15 protein-coding genes are annotated in these 20424 nt (G+C 70.5%); 6 read left to right on the top strand and 9 right to left on the bottom strand.

The window, feature by feature from the left end; translation table 11 throughout:
- Window positions 1-229: 229 nt before the first annotated feature.
- Window positions 230-3958, bottom strand: coding sequence for a HAMP domain-containing protein (locus NBW84_RS01430; RefSeq protein WP_250280956.1), 3729 nt, complete (start codon window positions 3956-3958; stop codon window positions 230-232).
- Between the two features lie 478 nt (window positions 3959-4436).
- On the opposite strand from NBW84_RS01430, the gene NBW84_RS01425 reads away from it, so the two are divergent.
- Window positions 4437-6743, top strand: a complete 2307-nt coding sequence (locus NBW84_RS01425) for a SpoIIE family protein phosphatase (RefSeq protein ID WP_250280954.1) — start codon at window positions 4437-4439, stop codon at window positions 6741-6743.
- A gap of 55 nt (window positions 6744-6798) precedes the next feature.
- Here NBW84_RS01425 and NBW84_RS01420 read toward each other — a convergent pair whose 3' ends face one another.
- Window positions 6799-8970 carry a WD40 repeat domain-containing serine/threonine protein kinase gene (locus NBW84_RS01420; RefSeq protein WP_250280953.1) on the bottom strand — a complete coding sequence of 724 codons (2172 nt, stop codon included), beginning with the start codon at window positions 8968-8970 and terminating at the stop codon, window positions 6799-6801.
- A gap of 1366 nt (window positions 8971-10336) precedes the next feature.
- Between NBW84_RS01420 and NBW84_RS01415 the strand changes: the two genes are divergently transcribed.
- Window positions 10337-12004 (top strand): lytic murein transglycosylase, encoded by a 1668-nt coding sequence (locus NBW84_RS01415; RefSeq protein WP_250280951.1) that lies wholly within the window; start codon window positions 10337-10339, stop codon window positions 12002-12004.
- 61 nt (window positions 12005-12065) lie between these two features.
- On the opposite strand, the gene NBW84_RS01410 is transcribed toward NBW84_RS01415, so the two are convergent.
- Window positions 12066-12716 (bottom strand): phosphoribosyltransferase family protein, encoded by a 651-nt coding sequence (locus tag NBW84_RS01410; protein ID WP_250280948.1) that lies wholly within the window; start codon window positions 12714-12716, stop codon window positions 12066-12068.
- 146 nt (window positions 12717-12862) lie between these two features.
- Entirely contained in the window at window positions 12863-13666 is an 804-nt protein-coding gene (locus tag NBW84_RS01405; protein ID WP_250280946.1) for a DUF1918 domain-containing protein, read from the bottom strand.
- 883 nt (window positions 13667-14549) lie between these two features.
- Here NBW84_RS01405 and NBW84_RS01400 point away from each other — a divergent pair.
- Window positions 14550-14972, top strand: a complete 423-nt coding sequence (locus tag NBW84_RS01400; RefSeq protein WP_250280944.1) for a DUF2795 domain-containing protein — start codon at window positions 14550-14552, stop codon at window positions 14970-14972.
- 251 nt (window positions 14973-15223) lie between these two features.
- Here NBW84_RS01400 and NBW84_RS01395 read toward each other — a convergent pair whose 3' ends face one another.
- Window positions 15224-15466 carry an acyl carrier protein gene (locus NBW84_RS01395; RefSeq protein WP_250280942.1) on the bottom strand — a complete coding sequence of 81 codons (243 nt, stop codon included), beginning with the start codon at window positions 15464-15466 and terminating at the stop codon, window positions 15224-15226.
- Window positions 15467-15944: 478 nt separating this feature from the next.
- Between NBW84_RS01395 and NBW84_RS01390 the strand changes: the two genes are divergently transcribed.
- Window positions 15945-16892 (top strand): dihydroorotate dehydrogenase, encoded by a 948-nt coding sequence (locus NBW84_RS01390; protein ID WP_250280940.1) that lies wholly within the window; start codon window positions 15945-15947, stop codon window positions 16890-16892.
- A 115-nt stretch (window positions 16893-17007) separates the two neighbouring features.
- Here the strand turns inward: NBW84_RS01390 and NBW84_RS01385 are convergent, their stop codons facing one another.
- Entirely contained in the window at window positions 17008-17943 is a 936-nt protein-coding gene (locus tag NBW84_RS01385; protein ID WP_250280939.1) for a M48 family metallopeptidase, read from the bottom strand.
- Window positions 17944-18241: 298 nt separating this feature from the next.
- Window positions 18242-18430: a hypothetical protein gene (locus NBW84_RS01380; RefSeq protein ID WP_250280938.1), complete on the bottom strand. Its 189-nt coding sequence runs from the start codon at window positions 18428-18430 to the stop codon at window positions 18242-18244.
- A gap of 97 nt (window positions 18431-18527) precedes the next feature.
- Here NBW84_RS01380 and NBW84_RS01375 point away from each other — a divergent pair, with 97 nt between their 5' ends.
- Together NBW84_RS01375 and NBW84_RS01370 are read left to right on the top strand one after the other, a co-directional pair.
- Window positions 18528-18665 carry a hypothetical protein gene (locus NBW84_RS01375; RefSeq protein ID WP_250280937.1) on the top strand — a complete coding sequence of 46 codons (138 nt, stop codon included), beginning with the start codon at window positions 18528-18530 and terminating at the stop codon, window positions 18663-18665.
- Window positions 18662-19135, top strand: a complete 474-nt coding sequence (locus tag NBW84_RS01370) for a hypothetical protein (protein ID WP_250280935.1) — start codon at window positions 18662-18664, stop codon at window positions 19133-19135. Before NBW84_RS01375 ends, NBW84_RS01370 begins: the two co-directional genes overlap by 4 nt.
- Here the strand turns inward: NBW84_RS01370 and NBW84_RS01365 are convergent.
- Both NBW84_RS01365 and NBW84_RS01360 read right to left on the bottom strand, forming a co-directional pair.
- Complete coding sequence (locus tag NBW84_RS01365; RefSeq protein ID WP_250280933.1) at window positions 19120-19920, bottom strand: N-acetylmuramoyl-L-alanine amidase; 801 nt, start codon at window positions 19918-19920, stop codon at window positions 19120-19122. The two genes, NBW84_RS01370 and NBW84_RS01365, sit on opposite strands and share 16 nt — an antisense overlap.
- Window positions 19921-20048: 128 nt before the next feature.
- On the bottom strand, window positions 20049-20424 hold a 376-nt coding region (locus NBW84_RS01360), incomplete at its 5' end, for an aldolase/citrate lyase family protein (protein WP_250280932.1).

Below are 20424 nucleotides of genomic sequence, written 5' to 3'. Positions count from 1 at the left end.
TGCCTCTCCGGCTGTTTCCGCCTCTTCGGGCCGAGGTCCTCGAGGGCACGAATACGGCACGCCCCGACCGGCCCGGTGAATCCGCTGCACAGCCCGCGGACTTCGGCCGGCAGTCGTTACACGGATCCTGACCGGTGGTCCGCTGCCATGGCCGACCACGGCGGTACGCCGTGGCACCCGGCAGGGATGTGGGCCCGGCGGGTTTCCGCCACCTGAACAGGAATACTGATCACCGGATATTCTCGCCGGGCTCCTGACGGGTGAGCCGCTGCCGGATGCAGGTGAGGAGCTCGTCGGTGTCGACCGGCTTGGTCACGTAGTCGTCGGCGCCGGCGGCAAGGCATTTCTGCCGGTCGCCCGGCATGGCTTTCGCGGTGACGGCAATAATCGGCAGCGCACCGAAACGAGCCATTTCCCGGATTGCCGTCATCGTGGCATAACCGTCCATTTCCGGCATCATCACGTCCACGAGAACGAGTTCGACGCCGTCGGTGGCGACCAGGATGTCGATGCCTATGCGCCCGTCGGGCGCGTGAATCACGGTCAGTCCGTGGAGCTCGAGGACGCTGGTGATGGCGAACACGTTCCGGACGTCGTCGTCGATCACGAGAATCCTGCGGCCGCGCAGCACGTCGTCCGTGGCATGTGCCGGGACGCCGTTGCCGCCGGGCGCGAGCGCGAGCGCGGGTGCGGGTGCGGGTGCGGGTGCGGGTATCGGCGCGGACACGGGCGCCTGCGAGCCGGACACGTCGGATGAACCAGGTGCACTGTGCGAAATGGGTGAACTGTACGAACTTGGCGAACTGGACAAACTGGACGGGACGGGCGGCAGCGGCAGCGGCGGGGCCGCGGGCGCCGGCGGGCCGGAAACGGCCGGCTGCGTGGCGCCATGGGCCTTCTCACCGATCGCCCCTGGCGAGGACAGCGGCAGATAGAGGGTGAAGGTACTGCCCTTCCCGAACTCGCTCTGGACACGGATCACACCGCCGAGCAGAGCCGCGACCTCACGCGCGATGGACAGGCCCAGGCCGGTCCCGCCGAATCTGCGGCTGGTGCTGCCGTCACCCTGCTGAAAGGCCCCGAAAAGCCGGTCCAGGTTCTCCTCGGCGATACCGATGCCCGTGTCGGTCACCGCGAACGCGACGGCCGGGCGTCGTTCGTCGTCGAGCACGCGGCCGCTGACCATCCGTATCCGGAGTTCCACCCCGCCCCGCTGGGTGAACTTGACCGCGTTGGACAGCAGGTTGCGCAGCACCTGCAACAGACGATGCTGGTCGCTGACCAGCGCGTCCGGCACGTCGGGGGCGACGTCGACGGCGAACCGCAGGCCCTTCTCCTCGATGACCGGGCAGAAGATGCCCCGGACGTCGTCGAGGAGCGCGCCGAGGGCGAAACGCTCCAGATGGACGTCGATCTTCCCGGCCTCGACCTTCGACAGGTCGAGGATGTCGTTGATGAGCTGCAGGAGATCGGAGCCGGCGGAGTGGATGACGTTGGCGTACTCGACCTCCTTCGGGCTGAGGTTGTTCGCCGGGTTCTGCGCCAGCAGCCGCGCCAGGATGAGCAGGCTGTTCAACGGCGTACGCAGCTCATGGGACATGTTGGCGAGGAACTCCGACTTGTACCTGGACGACAGGCCGAGCTGCCGGGCCCGTTCCTCGATTTCCTGTCGGGCCTGCTCGATCTCGAAGTTCTTGACTTCGATGTCGTGGTTCTGGCGAGCCAGCAGAGCCGCCTTCTCCGCCAGTTCGGCGTTGGAACGCTGCAGCTCGTCCTGCCGGCTCTGGAGTTCTTCGGAACGTGCCCGCAGCTCGGCGGCGAGACGTTGCGACTCCGCCAGCAGCGCGTCGGTACGGGAGTTGGCGACAATAATGTTGATATTGACACCGATGATGTCCATCAGCCGGTCCAGGAAATCCCGGTGCACCTGCGTGAACGGGGTGAAGGAGGCGAGCTCGATGACACCGAGCACATGGTCCTCGAAGAGGACGGGCAGCACGATCAGATTGACCGGCCCGGCATGGCCGAGACTGGACGAGATCTTCACATAATGCGCCGGGGTCCGGTCGACGAAAATCGACCGCCTGGTTCTGGCCACCTGCCCGACCAGGGACTCTCCCAGGCCGAACTCGCGCGGCACGTCGGGGTGGGCCTGGTAGCCGAAGCTGGCGATCAGGCGCAGCGCGGGCGCGCCCGCGCCGGAGCCGGAGCTGGAGCCGGCCAGGAAGAACGTGCCGTACTGGGCGCCGACCAGCGGGGCGAGCTCGTCCATGACCAGTTCCGTGACGGTGTCGAGGTCACGGTGTTTCTGCATCAGACCGGATATGCGGGCCAGGTTGGTCTTCAGCCAGTCCTGCTCCTGGTTGGCGCGCGTGGTCTCGTACAGCGACCGCACCATCGCGTTGATATTGTCCTTGAGCTCGGCGACCTCCCCCCGCGCCTCCACCGAGACCGCCCCGGTGAGGTCACCGGCCGCGACCGCGCTGGTCACCGCGGCGATCGCACGCACCTGACGGGTGAGGTTGCCGGCAAGCTCGTTGACGTTCTCCGTCAGCCGCTTCCACGTCCCCGAGACGCCCTCGACCTCGGCCTGCCCGCCGAGTATCCCCTCGGTGCCGACCTCGCGGGCGACCCGGGTGACCTCCGCGGCAAAGGACGACAGCTGGTCGACCATCGTGTTGATGGTGGTCTTGAGCTCCAGGATCTCCCCACGGGCGTCGACGTCGATCTTCTTCGACAGGTCGCCCCGGGCCACGGCGGTGGTGACCTGGGCGATGTTGCGGACCTGGCTGGTCAGGTTGCTGGCCATCGAGTTGACGTTGTCGGTGAGATCCCGCCAGGTGCCGGAGACGCCCCGCGCGACGGCCTGCCCGCCGAGGTTGCCCTGCGTCCCCACCTCGCCCGCCACCCGGATGACCTCGTCGGCGAACGACGACAACCGGTCGACCATCGTGTTGATGGTCTCCTTGAGCTCCAGGATCTCCCCGCGCGCGTCCACCCGGATCTTCTGGGTCAGGTCGCCCTTGGCCACCGAGGTGGTGACCTCGGCGATGGAGCGGACCTGGACGGTGAGGTTGGCCGCCATGACGTTGACGGACTCGGTGAGGTCCTTCCACGTGCCCGAGACGCCCTTGACGTCGGCCTGCCCGCCCAGCCGTCCCTCGGTGCCGACCTCCCGGGCCACCCGGGTGACCTCACCGGCGAACGACGACAACTGGTCGACCATCGTGTTGATCGTGTTCTTCAGCTCCAGGATCTCCCCGCGCGCGTCCACCGTGATCTTCTGGGAGAGATCGCCGCGGGCCACCGCCGCCGCCACCTGGGAGATGGAACGGACCTGGCCGGTGAGGTTGCCGGCCATGAAGTTCACCGAGTCGGTGAGGTCCCGCCACGTTCCGCCCACCCCGGGGAAGGCCTGCCCGCCCAGCCGTCCCTCGGTGCCGACCTCCCGGGCCACCCGGGTGACCTCACCGGCGAACGACGACAACTGGTCGACCATCGTGTTGATCGTGTTCTTCAGCTCCAGGATCTCCCCGCGCGCGTCCACCGTGATCTTCTGGGAGAGATCGCCGCGGGCCACCGCCGCCGCCACCTGGGAGATGTCACGGACCTGGCTGCCGAGGTTGCCCACCGCCATGTTGGTCGACTCGATGAGCTCCCGCCAGGCGCCGGGCACGTCCGGCGCCCGGAGGCGACGGCCGAGCCTGCCCTCCACGCCGACCTCCCGGGCCGCTCTCGCCACCCCGGAAGCGATCATGGAAAGCTGGTCGGTCATGCCGTTGAACACGTCGGCGATCTCGTTCATGAGCGGGTCGTCGCCATGGGGCAGACGCGCGCGGAAGTCCCCGCCACGCACCGCCGCCAGACCGGCGAGAAGCTGACGCAGCGCGGGCTCGTCCCGCCCGCGCGCCGTTACCCGCTCCGAGTTCGCCCGCTCCGAGTTCGTAGCCTCACCCACCGGTACAACACCCCGCTCGTCGGCCGCCGGCCCGGACAGCCGGCCGGTCCCGTGTTCCACGTTAGAGAGTTCGACGATTCGCAAACCAGGGTGAAACGGACAACACCCTCGGCTCAGTTTTCTGATGTCCTATGGTTTTCCCGAGCGGCCTCGGAAGCGAGGCCCGTAATCGACGCGGACAGATACCGACCAGCCACCGAGCACGCATCGACCATGCGCCGAACAGACCGGACAGGCAACAGTCTGGACAGGCACTGTCGCGTCATCTTCGGCCCTCGCTGCCAGGGACCGGAGAAGCACGGGACAGAGGAGAACCACGGGACAGAAACGAACACCGGGAGAACAGCGGACCGCAGGGGCTCCGTCCGCGCGGCGGCGTTCGTGCGAGGATGTCCGCGCTGGGGGGCCTTTGAGCCCGCGTGCCGGCGGCACCCGAAGCAGTGAGGGCCGGCGGCACCCGAACCAGTGAGGGACGTACGTGGGAACGCAGCGACCGACCGGCCCGGCCGGCGACGACCAGGTGGCGCGTCTGACCGCGCTGATCGTCCGTCAGCAGAGCGAACTCGAGGCGGTGCGGGCGCAGGCCGCCACCGAAGCCCTGGTGGATCTCGCGATCGGCGTCCTGACCGAGCGCCTGCGCTGCTCCCCCGGTGAGGCGGCCAGGCAGCTCACCCACCTGGCGGCCCGGTCCGGGATGCCCCTGGCGGAGCTTGCCGCCGACGTGGTCGGCCAGCCGGCGGACGACGCGCTCGCGCTGGGCGCGGCGCGGCCGCCCCGGCAGCAGCCGGCGCAGCCGGCCGAGGCCCCGGCAGCGCCGGCCGTGGACGGGCAGCGGATCGCCGCGGCAACGATGGAGGAGGCCCTCGCCCCGCTGGGAGCCGTGGCCGTGGCACTGTGGATGATCGAACCGGACGGCGCGCTGGAGCTCGCCGGCGAGGCGGGGCTCGGCGCCCTGGAGGCAAGCCGCTGGCAGCGCATCCCGCCGCAGATGGACTGCCCGGCCCAGCGGGTCGCCCAGGACGGCTGCCCCCGGTGGTGGCCGGCAGCCCGCCACCTGCCGGACCGGATCCCGCTGGTCGGGCGATGGCGCGGCGCCCGGGTGGCGCTGCCGCTGACCGACGCCGGGGCACTGCTGGGGGCGATGGAGATCTGCTGGCCGCAGCCCCTCGAGGAGTTCACTCCCGCGCTGCGCCACCAGCTGCTGACGCTGGCCGGGGTCTGCGCCGGCAGCCTCGGGGCGGCCCAGGGGGAACGCGCCTGGGGACGCCACGGCTCGTGGCTGCCCGCCCTGCTGGACGCCCTGCTGCGCTCCGCCCTCGTCGCCCACGCCGTCCGTGACCATGACGGGCGGATCGTCGACTTCCAGATCGACCACGTCAGCGAAGGGTTCGTCGACCCGGCCGGCCGGGAGCCCCGTGACCTCGTCGGCCGCCGGCTGTCCCACCTACATCCGCTGATGACCGTCCTGGACGGGCTGTTCGGGCAGGCCGTGGACGTGCTGCGCACCGGCCGGCCGTACCAGGCCGACGGCCTGCCCGTCCACGTCATCGTCGGCGGCCGGATCGTCGCGACGGAGATGGACGTGCGTATCGGCCGGTTCCTCGACGGCATCGCGCTGACCTGGCGGCGGACCGACGACACCGACGGGCTGACCACCATCCTCCAGCACGCCCAGCGGCTCGGTGAGCTCGGCGGCTGGCAGCAGGACATGCTCACCGGTGACGTGCGCTGGACCGACCACACCTTCACGCTGTTCCGGCTGGCGCCGGATGCGCCGGAAGCGCCCGTCTCCCTGCAGGGGCTGGACGCCTACGTCCATGCCGATGATCTCGCCGCTGTCGGCCGTTTCCGTGACGTGCTGTTCGACCAGGCACGGCCGGCCGCCACGACGTTCCGGCTGCTGCGGGCCGACGGCGCGATCCGGCAGATACGCGCGTTCGCCGAGCCCGTCACGGACACCGCCGGCACCCTGGTCGCCGTCCGCGGCACATACCAGGATCTTTCGACTCTCTACCACACCCAGGTCGCCCTCGCCGCCACCCGCAACCAGCTCGCCGACACCGAACAGCGGGCCGACGACCAGCAGCGGCTGGCCATCCAGCTGCAACGGGCCATCACGCCGTTCTCGGCCGATCCGGTCGAGAACGGCGGGCTCGACATCGCCGTCCGCTACCGGCCGGCCAACCAGGACCATCTGGTCGGCGGCGACTGGTACGACGCGGTCGTCCTGCCCTCCGGGGAGGTCCTTCTCGCCGTCGGTGACATCGCCGGGCACGGGATCAGAGCTGTCACCGGCATGGTCACGTTACGCAACAGCCTGCGTGGGCTCGCCATGACCGGGGCGGGGCCGGCCCAGCTGCTGCGCTGGCTCAACGACGTCGCCTACCACCTCACCGACGACGTCACCGGTACCGCCGTCTGCGGTCTGTACGATCCGGCCACCCGTATGCTGCGCTGGGCATGCGCCGGGCACCTGCCGCCCGTCCTGGTCCGTGACGGCGACGCCGCCATGCTCCCGCTGCCGGCCGGCGTCCTCCTCGGGGCGGACCCACACAGCGCCTACGAGGAGACCGCCACCGCGCTGCGGCCCGGCGACGGCGTCCTGCTGTTCACCGACGGCCTCGTCGAACAACGCGGGACCGCCCTCGACGAGACGCTGGACACCCTGGTCCTGGCCGCCGGCCGGCCGATCGCCGACCTCCAGCGGTATGCCGACCATCTCCTGCGCCACACCACCCCCGACACCGACGACGACACCTGTCTGATCGCCGTCCAGCTGCGCTGAACCGGCCAGGTGGCTGACCGCGTGCCGGCCAGCACCACCGGAAAACGACGCCCGGTCAGCGCAGCTTCCACAGCCGCACCGTGTTGTCCCGGCTGCCGCTGGCCAGCGTACGGCCGTCCGGGGAGAACGCCACCGACAGCACCCAGTCCTGGTGGCCGGTCAGGGGGCCACCGAGTGGGCGCGGCCTGGAAGGATCGGCGATGTCCCACAGCCGGATCATCCCCTCGAAACTGCCGCTGGCCAGCGTACGACCGTTCGGGGAGAAGGCCACCGAGCGCACGGTGGTGCTGGTGGAGACCCGCAGAGGATCACCAATCAGATGCGGGTCGGAACGGTCGGTGACATTCCACAGCCTGATCGTCCCGTCGAAGCCACCGCTGGCCAGAACATGGCCATCCGGGGAGAACGCCACCGAGAACACGAACGCGGTGTGGCCGACCAGCGGGGAGCCGAACAGGCGCGGACGGGAACGGTCGGTCAGATCCCACAGCCGCACCGTGTTGTCGTAGCCGGCGCTGGCCAGGGCACGGCCATCCGGGGAGAACGCCACCGACACCACGGCATCGGAATGGCTGATCAGCGGCTCGCCGAGCGGGCGTGGATCGGACCGGTCGGTGACGTCCCACAACCGCACCGTCCTGTCCCGGCTGCCGCTGGCCAGGATTTTTCCGTCCGGGGAGAACGCCACCGCCGTGACGGCGTCGGTGTGGCCGGCTATCGGCCCGGCAAGCGGACGGGGGGCGGCGAGGTCCGTCACGTCCCACAGCCATATCGTGCGGTCCCAGCTGCCGCCGGCCAGGGTGTGGCCGTCCGGGGAGAACGCCACCGACGTCACCCCGTCGGTGGGGCCGGTCAGCGGCCTGCCGAGCAGACGAGGGTGGGCACGGTCGGTGATGTCCCACAGCCGCACCGTGCCGTCCCGGCTGCTGCTGGCCAGCACCTGCTCGTTCGGGGAGAACACCACCGAGAGCACCCAGCCGGCAGGGCCGGTGGGGCCGGTCAGCGGCGGGCCGAGCGGACGGGCGCCGGCCTCGGACAAGTCTCCGCCGCGGGTGGCGGCAACAAGAGCGGCGGCGCTGACGGCGATGAGCACCGCCATGGCGACGATACGGCGGCGAGAAGCACCACCACGGCGGCGGTGCCCTGGCGTCATGCCCGGCCGGCGGCGTGGCCGGGCGCGGCGCGGCCGGCTGGCGAGACGCCCGCCGGCCTCTGCGTCCGAGAGCGCGCCGCCCGAGAACGCGCCGCCCGGGGACGCGCCGCCTGTCGACGGTACGGAGGACGCGTCTCCGTGTGCAGGCGGCGTGTCACCGTTGGCAGTGGGCGGCAGTGCCGGGCGGGTGGACGTGAACGGCCGTTCGGCGGCGGCGCGGACCTCGGCGTCGATATGCAGCACGATCCCCGAACGAGCCAGCCAGCCCCAGCCGTAGGCCTCGGCGGCGGCCCGGGCCAGGTCCAGCGCGAAGGCCAGCGCGGACGGCGGACGAGCCACCGGATCGTTCGCCAACGCCCACATGATCACATCCGCCACCTGAACCGGCACGCCCGGCGGCGGTGGCGGGACCTGGTCGGGACGCTGCCGCAGGATGGAGGATGCCGGTGCGAACGGCGTCGCCCCGGTCAGCAGCAGATAGAGCAGCACCCCGAGCGCGTACAGATCGGAGGCCGGCCCCAGCCGGCCCCCCTCGATCTGTTCGGGAGCCATGTACAACGGCGTCCCGGCCACCGCGCCGGCGGCGGCCGGCGGCCCACCCACCTGTTTCGCGAGCCCGAAATCGACCACTTTGAGCAGGCCCGTGGCGTCGAACAGAATGTTGTCGGGCTTGATGTCGCGATGCAGCACTCCGCGGGAATGCGCGCAGGTCAGGGCGGCGGCGATCGCCAGCCCTACCGCGCAGGCCTCCTCCGGGAGCATCCCCGCCCGGTGGCGGCGGGTCAGCGTCCCGCCGGCCAGCATCTCCATGACGAGCAGACGCAGTCCCCCGGTCTCGACATAGTCATAGACCCGGACCACATGCTGATGGTCCAGGGCGGCGAGAATCCGCGCCTCGGTGGCGAATCCCGCCACCGCCCGGCCGTACCCTCCGTCGAGTACCTTGACCGCGGCATCACGCTGGAGACGGCGGTGCCAGGCGGCGAACACCACCCCGAACGTGCCCGCGCCGATCTCGTCACCGAGATCGTAACCGGGTAGCGCCGCTGCCACCCGTGCCCGGTCAACAGTCATCGATCCGCAGTCATGATGCGGGCGTGCCCTCACGCCGACGTCCATCCCGAACCGTTACCAACGCCCCGTCCCGTCATCCCGGCAGGCCATAATCACCTGGGCCGTATCATCGTGTGAGTTACATCTCGCCTATCCCGACAATCACGCCTGACGACCATGCCCGGCGGCCACGGCGGTGATATCGGACGGCGCCCCGGCCGCCCGGTCAGCCGGCGGGCCCGCCGATCGCCGGGAAGAATCCGACCGCCGTCGGCCGTGCCCTGACGGGCAGCGGCGGCACCGCACATCAGCCCCCCCATTCGCTCCCGGTTCAGGGCGACCCGCGAGACAGGAAATCCCGGCCCGTCCGATGGTGAATTCGATGTCGGCGCCACGGGCGTCCGGGAGGCCGTCACAGCCCATCCTATTACCACTGCCAATGCATTGGCCGGTCATGGACACCTGGTATTCATACACCCGCAACAGAAGTGGGCGCGGCGAGGGGAACATCGCTCCGAGGCCCGACGGACCAGGCTGGCGCGTGGTACCGCCCGGAGGAAACAGCACGTGACACCGCCGGGAGGAAAGACGAGGTGGTCCGTGGGCCCGGCCGGGCGCCCAGGTAAACATTCAGCGAATAGCGATAAAAGAACCGTCCCCAGAAGACGGCCGGCCGGGCACGCTCGTGAAACCTGCGGTAGCGCACTGAAAGTCTTCAGGCCGCTACCCTCAGACATGTCGCGACAGGGCCGCGCAAAATGCGTCCCCGAACCGAACCGGGACCGGGACCGGGACCGGGACCGGGAACACCGGACGACATCCCGCTCAATCGCGAACCCATCGATTCACAACCTACAGCCACGGCCCTACACCCGAATGTGCGGTCGACATTGGCTGCCCAACAGCCACTTCCCGGCCCGAGGGCATGGCGTATAACGACGGTGGACACCTCGGCGGTGCGCCGGAGTTCCAGCAGTGAAGCGCACCGCGGCCTACCCGACCAAGACCGTTCGACACCCATGCCGTTCGATACCCATGCCGTTCGATACCCATGCCGTTCGATACCCATGCCGTTCGGCACCCACGCAGCTCGACGAGGTGGACGCCTACCGTGAGCAAGCATCGGCGCGGCCCCAGGCACGCTGGCGCGCACCGGCACCGGCACCGGGACGTACCCACATCCGACGAGGCCTGCCCGCGAGTACCGTCCGCCCCACGCCCACGCCCACGCCCACGCCCACGCCGGGTGCGGGTATTCATGATGCCGGCCGTCGCCACCGCGCTTCTCTTTCTCGCCAACGGTTCCACAATCATTTCACAATCAGACGCCCCCAGCGGGCCGCCGCCCGGACCACTCAGGCCGCCGGCCGACGGTGGTGCCTTCCCGATGCCACCGCTCGCCGGCCCGGGCGGCGGCTCCGGCGGCTCCGGCGGGGCGGGCGGTGGCACCGCGCCGGGCACGCAGAGCCTGGCCACGGCCGTGGCCGCCGGGGCGGGCGGGGCCGTCACACTCACCGCTGGTGACAAAGGCATACCGGAACGAGTACTGGCCGCCTACCGCAGAGCGACCGAACGAATGGCGGCCGGACGGCCCAGCTGCCACCTGACCTGGCCCCTGCTGGCCGGAATCGGCAGGGTGGAATCGGGGCACGGCGCCGGCCGCGCCATCAGCCCCGCCGGTACCGTCACCCCGTCGATCATCGGGCTCCCCCTGGACGGCGCGGGCGGACGCGCGCGTGTCACCGACACCGACAACGGCAGATGGGACGGTGACACGGTCTTCGACCGGGCCATCGGGCCGATGCAGTTCATCCCGTCCTCCTGGACGAGATCCGGCAGCGACGGCAACGGCGACGGCCAGCGCGACCCGAACAACATCGACGACGCCGCCCTCGCCGCCGCCGGCTACCTCTGCGCCTACAACCGCGATCTGAGCGACCCCGCGCAGTTACGGGCAGCGATCCTCGCCTACAACCCGTCCGGTGACTACGCCCGTGCCGTGCTCGCCTGGATGACCGGTTACGCCAGCGGCGGGGCAGTTCCCCTGCCCGCCCCGGCGCCGTCCCAGGCGCGTCCCGGCGGCAGCACACCCGCGGCCCCGGCACCGCCCCCAGCAGCCGCGGCACCCGCGGCACCCATACCGCCCCCGGCGCTCACGGCATCCATACCGCCCGCGGTGCCCGCGCCGGCGGGCACGCCCGCCGCGATCACGGTCACCCCACGGCCCGAAGCGGACGCGACGCCCGCCCCGGCACCGTCCGCGAGCTGCCCAACGATCACCATTGTGGCGGGCTCGCTGGCCGCGGCGCCCGCCGACCTCGACCCGGCCGTCACCGGCTATGACGCCCTCGACATCACCGGCGTCCTGAGCACGGCCGGTGCCCCGGCCGGCGGGGCACCGGTCAGCATCCCGATCAACGCGACGCTGTTCGACAGCCACGGACACCTGATCACCAGCGCCCGCAGCACAGTGATCGCGGACGCCCGTGGCGGCACGCCGGCACGGTGGCGGCTCGCCCGCTTCAGCGGGCACGACATCGGCGAGGCGGGCGCGGCCGGCGCGCTCACCGCCCGTCTCGCCCCCGAGCCCGCGAACACCGGCTGCGCGGCGCAACCCGCCACCGCCTTCGACGTCACCGGCCTGAACGCCGCGGACTTCGCCGGCTGGCACACCAGCCCGGCGTCCCTGCGCGACCGGCTGGCGCGCTACAGCCAGCTGGGCCAGGTCGACGCGCCTACCACCGCCGCGCTGGACGCGCTGATCCCCCGCACCGTCACCGGCCCCGGAATGCTCACGCCCTTCCTCGGCCGGCTTGCTGACGCCTCATCCGTCGAGGTCAGCGACGAAGCACGCAGCAGGCTCACAAGCATTGCACAACGTCTGAACAATCCGCCAGCACAGACCGCCCCACCCACGCCCACGCTTGATCCAGCGCCAGCACCCACGTCCGGTCCGCCGTCCGCCCCGGCACCCGCACCGGTCGGCAGCGCTCCCGCGACCGCGCCGGCCCCAGCGGCATCCGAGCCGGCCAGCACCCCGGCCGCGGCAGCATGAGACACCCGCGCCCCGCGAATGACGATCACTGGCTGGTGGCCCATGGGAGACCACCCGGCTGTCATCTCGCGGTCACGGAACGGCGCAGAAGCTCACGGACCTCGTCATCGGTCGTCTGGGAGAAATCCGCATAGTACTGACCGACGGAGAAGAATGTCGACGGAGTGCGCAGGCAGAGCACACCGTCGGCGACGAGCCTCAGCTGCCGGCACGCCCGCTCCGAGGCCACGGGAACAGCCGCCACCACCTGCGCCGGCCCACGTCGGCGGACGGCCTCGACGGCGGCGTACATCGTGGCACCGGTGGCCATCCCATCGTCGATCAGCAGGACCACGCGGCCGGTGACGTCGAGCGCGTCCCGGCCGATACGGTAGGCATCCTCCCGGCGGGCAAGCTCACGGCGCTCGGCGGCCACGGCATCGGTGACCGCCTTCTCCCCGATGCCCAGGCTGTGGATCACCTGATCGTTGCGGACGAGTGTCCCGCCGCCGGCCAGCGCGCCCATCGCAAGCTCGGCGTGCCCGGGCGCCCCGAGCTTGCGCACCGGAAAGACGTCCAGCCCCGCACCCAGCCGTTGCGCCACCTCGAAGGCGACCGGCACACCGCCTCGTGGCAGCGCCAGGACGACGACATCGTCACGGCCGGCGTACGCGGCCAGCTGCCCGGCCAGGGCGCGGCCCGCCGCCGGCCGGTCGGCGAACAGAGGGTCCACCCGCCACCTCCGTCTCAGAGCGACCGTACCGGGACGTCACGGATGGCATCCGGTAGCGGCAGCCGGCCACCTACCGGTCGCCACTGGCTCCCAGCCGCCTACCGGCTGCCATCGTCCACTACTGGCCACTGTCCGCTACCAGTCAGCTACCGTTGCCCGTTGCCGGCCCGCTCGCCGGTGGCCGCCGTCGCCGCCTCGGCACGCGGACGCACCTCCGCGTCCGGGCCCGGATAGGTGAAACTGACATGGTCGGAGTCGGACCAGCTGACCAGGAATGGCGGGTCGCCCGAGGGGGAACGCACCTCCAGGATCTCGCCGGACCGTTCCGGCCGGCCCAGCGTCCGCCCGTGGATGACCAGGGTGTCACCGGGGTGGGCCCGCACCAGCCGGCGGGACGCGATCACCCCGCTGTCGGCGTAGGTGCCGCCCCTCCCGGCGCCGGTCCCGGCGTAGGCGCCGCCGTTGTCGGCATGGGCGGCGCCGTCACCGGCACGGACGGCCCCGCCCGCGCCCACCGGCGTCCTGCGGTGCCGGGCGATGACCTCCCGGGCGAGGGGGCGTACCACGTCCTCGATCCGCCGCGCGTCACGGATGAGGAGATCGTCGATGGAGAGGACCCCCACGACCCGGCCGCCGTCGAGGACGGGCAGCCGCCGCAGCGCGTGATCGCGAAATACCTCGTACGCGCGGTCGATCTCCACGTCAGCGGGCAGGGTGAAGACCTCCGTCGTCATCAGACGGTCAATGGATGCCTCCATCGGGACGCCACGAGCAACCCCCCGCAACACAATGTCACGATCGGTGACAATACCGACCAAGTGGTCACGATCGTCCATGACGAGAAGAGCACCCACGCCGTGGATGTCCATCTCATGGGCCGCTTCCCCGATCGTCCTGTACCGCCGTACCGTCACCGGCGGCACACTGGTCACGCTGAGTACGTTCGCCATCGAGGCTCACCTCCCGGACCGCACGCCTTCCCAGGCCACAGGCCCGTGATCCCGGTTCGCGGGCCCGCGTGGGGCATGCCGTTCCTCCGCTTCCTCTCCGCTTCCCTGTCTTCTCCACTTCCTCGTCGTCTTCTCCACTTCCCCGTCCAGCGTGCCCGGCACACCCGCACAGCCGCTCTTTCGGACGGAACCGGAGACCGGGCGACCGTGATCCCCGCGGCGGGGATCCGCTGGGCCGCTCCGGGAACGACCGGGGCCCGGGCGGCCCGCGACCGGCCCGGTTCCCGGCGCCCCGGGCCCCTCTCCAGGTACCTGGACGGTTCGGGATGCCATGGACGGTTCGAGATGCCATGTCCGTGGAAGGTGGCAGGAGTCGGCCGGCATGGCGACCAGCCGCGGCCGCCCCGCCGTATCCCGATCATCGACCGTTTCGTTCCACGGAGGGCGTATCATGATCTTAGTTGTCGCGCGCGGCGGCCCGTCCTCCGCACGGCCGGCCTCTTCCCGGCCGGCATCCGGCCAGCCCAGCGCCCGGCCCGGGCCCGCGGCCACCGACCTGCCACCGTCTCCCAGCCCGACACCGTCTCCCGGCCCGACACCGACGCCCGGCCCGACACCGACGCCCGGCCCGGACGTCCCGCAGCCCGGCCCAGGGCCCGCCCCGCCAGACCCTGGGCCCGATCTGCCCGGTCCGGACCCTGGGCCCGATCTGCCCGGTCCGGACCCTGGGCCCGATCTGCCCGGTCCCGGTCCCGGTCCTGACCTCCCACCGCCCGGCCCCGGCATCCTCCCGCCGGAGCAGTGGCCCGCCTCCCGGCACGGACCGGGGCGGCCGTAACGCGGGAAGCGCCCGAGAAACACGATCAACAACAGGAGCACGAAGATGTCGATGCAGCGCGGCAGCACCAAGCACGGCCCCGCCAAGGACGACAACCTCGCCCATGAGGTGTACGGGATCGTGCGGGCGCGACGGGACACGCGCACCGAGGAATGGCGCTCCGCGGAACCTCCCGGCGAGGATCAGCCCCAGGTGGCGGTGATCCCGGAACGGCCGGAGAACAAGGCCGCCACCAGCACGGACACCGCCGCGGCGGTCGAGGCCCGCTCCGAGCTCGCCCGGTGGTTCGACCGCCACGACTTCCCCGCCCGAGCCGCCCAGCTCGCCTACACGCTGCGTGTCCGTAACGCTCCGGAACAGCTCGTCGAGAGACTTGCCGCCCGCCCCAAGCGGGAACAGTACGACTCGTTCGGTGATCTGTGGCGGGCCCTGCACGGCGGCGCGGACGTCGAGACCGTGCGCTTCTGATCCCAGCGCTGATCCCAGCGCTTCTAAGGATCCCGCCGATGCCTCCCTTCGACTCTCGGGCCTCGGGCCTCGGCGCCCGCATGGGTCTCGGGCGCCGGGCCGGAGCTCCCGCCAGGTCGGCGCCCGCGGGTCGGCTCCGGCCGCTGGCCCGGGGCTCCGGACGAACGCGGCCTACCGCGCGGAACGGCCCCGCACGCTCCCGACGATCTCTCAGCCCCTCAGGCGATCTCTCAGCCCCTCAGTGGAGCCCCTCAGCGGACGATCGAGCCGGCCGGCGCGTGGCCGGACAGCCGGGACAGATAACGATGGCACGCGACCGCGCGCTCGGCATCCTGTTCCAGGACGGCCCGGAAGAAGCTGGCTATCTCCGGCTGTCCCTCCGCATCCGCATCACGGATGAACTGTTCGTATTCACGGCTCCCCTTGAGGGCGTGATACTGCACCGAGATCAGGTCGTGGACGACGTCACTGAATCCTGTTCCACCAGTCGCCATCGTCAGCCTTCTTCCTGCGTCGGTCGTATATTTTCCCGGTAGCACTTTCCTGGTGTCGGCCTCCGCCGCCGGACGCCACGACCGGTGGCGCCGGTGGATGCCGATGAGCACCGGTGACGCCGATGAGCACCGATGACGCTGGCCGGTGCCGGGCCGCCGCAGCGCGATGCGGCCGACCCTGTCTTCTTCGGCAGCCGTCAGGGAGGCCAAACGTGGGCCGGTGCCGAATACCGGCCACGAACAGAAACAGGACGAGGACAGAACGTGCGGAACGGTTGACGGGCGATCCGGCCCGGAGACGCCCCGGAGACGCCCCGCACGCAGCGCCGGCCCGGCGGAAACGCCCGGCACACGACACGGTGGATACATCCGGCCATAACGCCCCTGACCCACGCGCCGCGGCCAGGAACAGGAATTCGATACTGTCTCCTGGAGAAGGCGAACCACACCGGAAACACGGATCTCGGGAAGGGTGGCCGTGGCAGCGCTGTGCGGAGTCGAACTTGAGCATCCGCTGATGAACGCCGCGGGCACGTGCAAGAGCCTGGACGAGGTGAGCGTGCTCGCCCGCAGCGCCGTGTCCGCCGTCGTCGTCGGCTCCATCACCCTGCGGCCGCGCACCGGGAACGGCGGCAACGTCTACTACCCCGGGGATTTCTTCTCGCTCAACGCGCTCGGCCTGCCCAATCCGGGGCTTGCGTACTACCGTGAGCACCTGCCCGCCATGATCTCGATGGCGCATGCCGCCGGTAAACCACTCGTCGTGAGCATCGCCGGATTCAGCGAGGCCGAGTACGCCGTCGTCGCCCATGACGTGGCGCTCGCCGGCGTCGACATCATCGAGCTCAACCTGGCCTGCCCGAACGTCTGGGACGACGGCCGGCAGAAACGCATCGCGTGTTTCGACAACGACCGGACCGAGGCGATCTGCGCCCAGGTGAGCCAGGCGCTCACCACGGCCGCGGCCACCTCCACCGCCGCCGGCGACAGTGCGGATCGACAACCACCGCCCTTCGGCATAAAGATCTCCCCGTTCTCGGACCCGGCCGGGCTGGCCGCACTGGCCGGCCTGGTGGCGAGGCTGTCCGGCACACCGCAAGGCCCGCGGTTCGTCTGCGCGGTCAACACCTTCCCGAACGCCTTCGTCCTGGACGAGGCGAACCGGCCGGTGATCGACGTCGAACTGGCCGGGCTCGCGGGTGCCGCGCTGCGGCCCGTGGCGCTCGGCCAGGTACGCCAGCTGCGGCGGCTGCTGCCGGAGACGGTCGAGCTGATCGGCGCGGGCGGGGTGTCCCGCGGCCGCGACATCGCCGACTTCCTGTGCGCCGGCGCGACGGCGGTACAGGCCGCCACCGCCTTCTGGAACCGTAACGGCGACGCCGGCGTCTTCGGCGACATCCTCACCGACTACGTCGATCTGTTCTGAGAAGCCGATCCGCTCCAGACGAAATGCCGCCGGCCGGACCAAGGTGTCGGGCCCCACCGGGGCACGGTCCTGACAGATACGGGACCATCACGGATGATGCTGGCGGTCCAACAAACTACCGCTGGTAGCGGTCTAGGCTGTTCACGCCGTCCGTCGGCTGAGTAGGGACGGCCGTGGTGCCGTACCGCGCGAGGACAACACCGGGCTGGCCACTCATGATCCACTCATCGAAGCGGCGGGCGCGCTCAACCAGGAGCGGGTGATCACCGCCAATACGGAGCTGGAAACGGTGGAAACGGGAAATGTTGCTCGCGCTGGCAAGGTCATCGAGGTGACGCGCCTGCTCGAGGAAGGCGGTGGTGTCCATCTGGTCGGTCTGGACACCACCGGCGATCTTCATCATCATCCCGACACAGGCGTGCAGGTCCTGGGTGGTCAGCATCGCGGCGCGGTCGGCGGTGAACTCGGAAGCCCGGTCGTAGCTCTTGAGCGCCGCGCGGACACCTACCCCGACGATGGCCGTCATCGGGTTCGTGCGTCGCAGCCCCGCAGTCGCCGCGCCGGTGAAAACCCGCGCCATCGTCTTGTGGAGGACGTGCCCGCACTTGATGTGCCCGGCCTCGTGGGCGATGACGGCGAGGAGCTCGTCCTCGGACATGGTGTCGACCAGTTCGGTGAACAGCACGATGTAGGGATTGTTGTGCCCCGACGTGTAGGCGTTCGTAGGCCCCTTGCGGACGTAGAGTTCGGGTTCCGGAATGTCGAGGACCGCGCAGGTCTCGCGGAGCAGGCCGTGGACGCGGGGCAGCTGGCGGGGCCCGACCCGCACCCCCGACGCGGTGAGCTCGATGTACTCCTTACGCTCCCAGCCCCACTCGATGAACTTCGCGACCGCCTTGTCGAACCCCGGCACGCGCTTGAGGCTCTGGGCGGCCTGCCGGTCGAGCGGATGGCGAAAAACGTCCGCATCCAGCCCGGTCAGGCGGACGCGTGCTTTCCCACCGCGACCGGCTGACAGCGCGCGAGCCGCGTCGGCTGATTGCGCAAGCATGTCCGGCTTATCCATTGCTCCCCCGTTTTTGTTGTGTCGCGGAGCCGACGGGATCCCAACGGCTACAGGCGGCTCACAAACCGTTGAACGAGGCCCGCGCTGTTACGTCGTCATACCGTGCGACAAGTGTGGCGCCTGAAGGCTACCGGACTGTAGATATATTCGGCGATACTTCGTCCAAGTCCAGCTTGTCATCTATTTGTCGTCCTTCGCGTACGGTCGGCGAGCGCCTGGACGCCCGCACGGCTGGACGCCGGGCCCCGGCGGCTGAACCCGGCGGCGGGCGTGGTGCGGGTCCTCAGGCAACCGGCTGTGCTGGAGCCGCCGGTGCGCGCAACGGCGCGGCCAGGGCTGGACGTTCGCCCCGGGCCGCGACGACGGCCGCAGACAGCACAACCTGCTCGTCGACTGGCCGGATCTCCCGGACGACCAGCGCGCCAGGGCCATCGCGACCATCCGTCACCTGCCAGCCCTCCTGGCCGACCACGGCCTACAGATCCTGCGCCTGCGTTGAGACCGGCGCGGACGGCCGGGATGACGGCAGGGATATTGACCGGCGCGGCGGGGCGAGGGAACGTTGATGTATGTCAAATGTAGGTGAGCCGCTGCGGATCGTCGAGGACGAACCGATCTCCTGGCCGGAGCAGGAGCCGCTGGCCCTGCCCGAACCGGCCGAACCGGCTGAACCGGTCGAAACCGAACCCGTGCCGGCAGGCAGGTGAGCGTCATCGGCTGGCGCCAGTGGGCGGTGGACGGCGCTGGCCGGTTACGCCCGGCATGGACGCCGTGGTCACCGTTCCCGGCCGGCCTGTTGTTGTGGCGCCCCGACGGCCTCACCAAGGCGTTCTGCCTGCGCGGTGCGCGGGACGACCTCGGCGGCCAGATGTCTCAGTCGCCCTTGACACCGCATCCGCGGATGCCGGGCGAGGACTGTGTCTGCGGGTTGTACGCATGGCTGTCGGCACACGAACTTGCCGCGGCGGCCACCCCGAGGTGGACGTCGCGGCCGATCGTCGTCGGCGCGGCCCGCCTCGGCGGCCGCATTGTCGTCAGCGAACGCGGGTACCGGGCACAGCTTGGATATCCGGTGGCCGTTGTCGACCCCAACGGGGTCGTGTCCACCGCTTATCCGGTGGCTCGTTACCGTACCTGGGACGCTCTCGTAGCCGAATGGGATCAGCCGGTGAAATGATCGTTGCGGACGGCAACGAAAGCCTGGTCGGTGACCGGCCCCCAGACCCCGTCCACCCCCACTCCGAGGATGGACTGGATCGTCCGTACCGTCACGACATATGCCGCCTGCGACAGGGGGCCCCAGGCGCCGTCGACGGCCGCACCGACCGCGGCCTGCTGGGCCCTGGTATGCCGGTTGGCCCGGACCTCGGCGAGCGCCGCGTCGGTGACCGGGCCCCAGGTCCCGTCCGCGACCACGTGCACCGCATGCTGCAGAGCCACCACTTTGGGCTGCACAGGCGACGTCGGGCCTCCCGCGATCTGCGCGGCCCTCGCAATGATCTGATGACGCTGGCCGGTGCGGATACCACCCGGGCAACCCGGATGATTGCCCCAGGCCGCCCTTCCTGCGCTATGAGTAATCAATCCGGACTGGCCGGGCGTGTCCGTCACGGCCAGCGCCCAGCCAAAAGCACGCACACCGTCGGCGTAAGCCACGGCCACGCTCTCGATCTGCTCCGGGGTCAGCGCCTCGGTGTCGAAACCCTCGGTCTCGATCGAGTCGTATGTGCTGTTTCCCGCCGCCTGCGCCCACGCCCGGACGTCCGAGGGCACGTACTGCTCACGCTGCCCGGCCTTGCCCACCCATAAGTTCGACGATGCCTGCGATTGCGGATCGTTGAACCAGCCGAACTGGGAGCCGTTGCCCTGTGCGACGTGCAGCACGAGGCCGACCGGATGGATCGTGTCGCCAGCGGTGTTGCGGACCGGCCGATACTGGAAGCCCTGAACGATGTGCGCCACGGCCGTATCTTAAACCCGCGGGCCGGAGTGCTATCAACCAGGTTCCCCCGATTCACGCCCACCGAGCCCACGCCGCCGCCCCTTCCGGTTACCCAATACGCGGTACCGTCAATTCATGGACGTGTCCGCTACCGCGGTGCTGGAGGGGCGGTTCCGCGTTCGAGGGCGGTGACCGCGTCGCTGACGGCGAGGACGCGCTGCGCGTTGCGGACGTGCAGGTTCTCGATCATCCGGCCGTTCACCGTGGCGACGCCGCGGCCGGAGGCCAACGCCTCCTCCCAGGCCGCGAGGATGGTCCTGGACTCCTCGACCTGGGCCTCGGTGGGCGCGAACACCCGGTTGCAGGGCTCGACCTGGCCGGGATGGATCAGTGTCTTGCCGTCGAAGCCCAGCTGCCGGCCCTGGACGCACTCCGCCTCGAAGCCGTCGAGGTCACGGATGTTGTTGAACACCCCGTCCAGGATGGCGATACCGGCGGCCCGGGCGGCGAGCAGGCACAGCCCG

The sequence above is a fragment of the Protofrankia sp. CiP1_Cm_nod2 genome, assembly GCF_920664355.1.
GTDB lineage: Bacteria > Actinomycetota > Actinomycetes > Frankiales > Frankiaceae > Protofrankia.
Note: the sequence above shows the minus strand (reverse complement) of the source record. Positions and strands in the feature narration are given on the sequence as shown.

Coding starts and splice junctions, on each gene's coding strand:
- NBW84_RS01395 (WP_250280942.1), bottom strand. CDS start 15,466: ATGGCGACTGGTGGAACAGGATTCAGTGACGTCGTCCACGACCTGATC.
- NBW84_RS01400 (WP_250280944.1), top strand. CDS start 14,550: ATGTCGATGCAGCGCGGCAGCACCAAGCACGGCCCCGCCAAGGACGAC.
- NBW84_RS01405 (WP_250280946.1), bottom strand. CDS start 13,666: ATGGCGAACGTACTCAGCGTGACCAGTGTGCCGCCGGTGACGGTACGG.
- NBW84_RS01375 (WP_250280937.1), top strand. CDS start 18,528: ATGTCAAATGTAGGTGAGCCGCTGCGGATCGTCGAGGACGAACCGATC.
- NBW84_RS01420 (WP_250280953.1), bottom strand. CDS start 8,970: ATGACTGTTGACCGGGCACGGGTGGCAGCGGCGCTACCCGGTTACGAT.
- NBW84_RS01385 (WP_250280939.1), bottom strand. CDS start 17,943: ATGCTTGCGCAATCAGCCGACGCGGCTCGCGCGCTGTCAGCCGGTCGC.
- NBW84_RS01415 (WP_250280951.1), top strand. CDS start 10,337: ATGCCACCGCTCGCCGGCCCGGGCGGCGGCTCCGGCGGCTCCGGCGGG.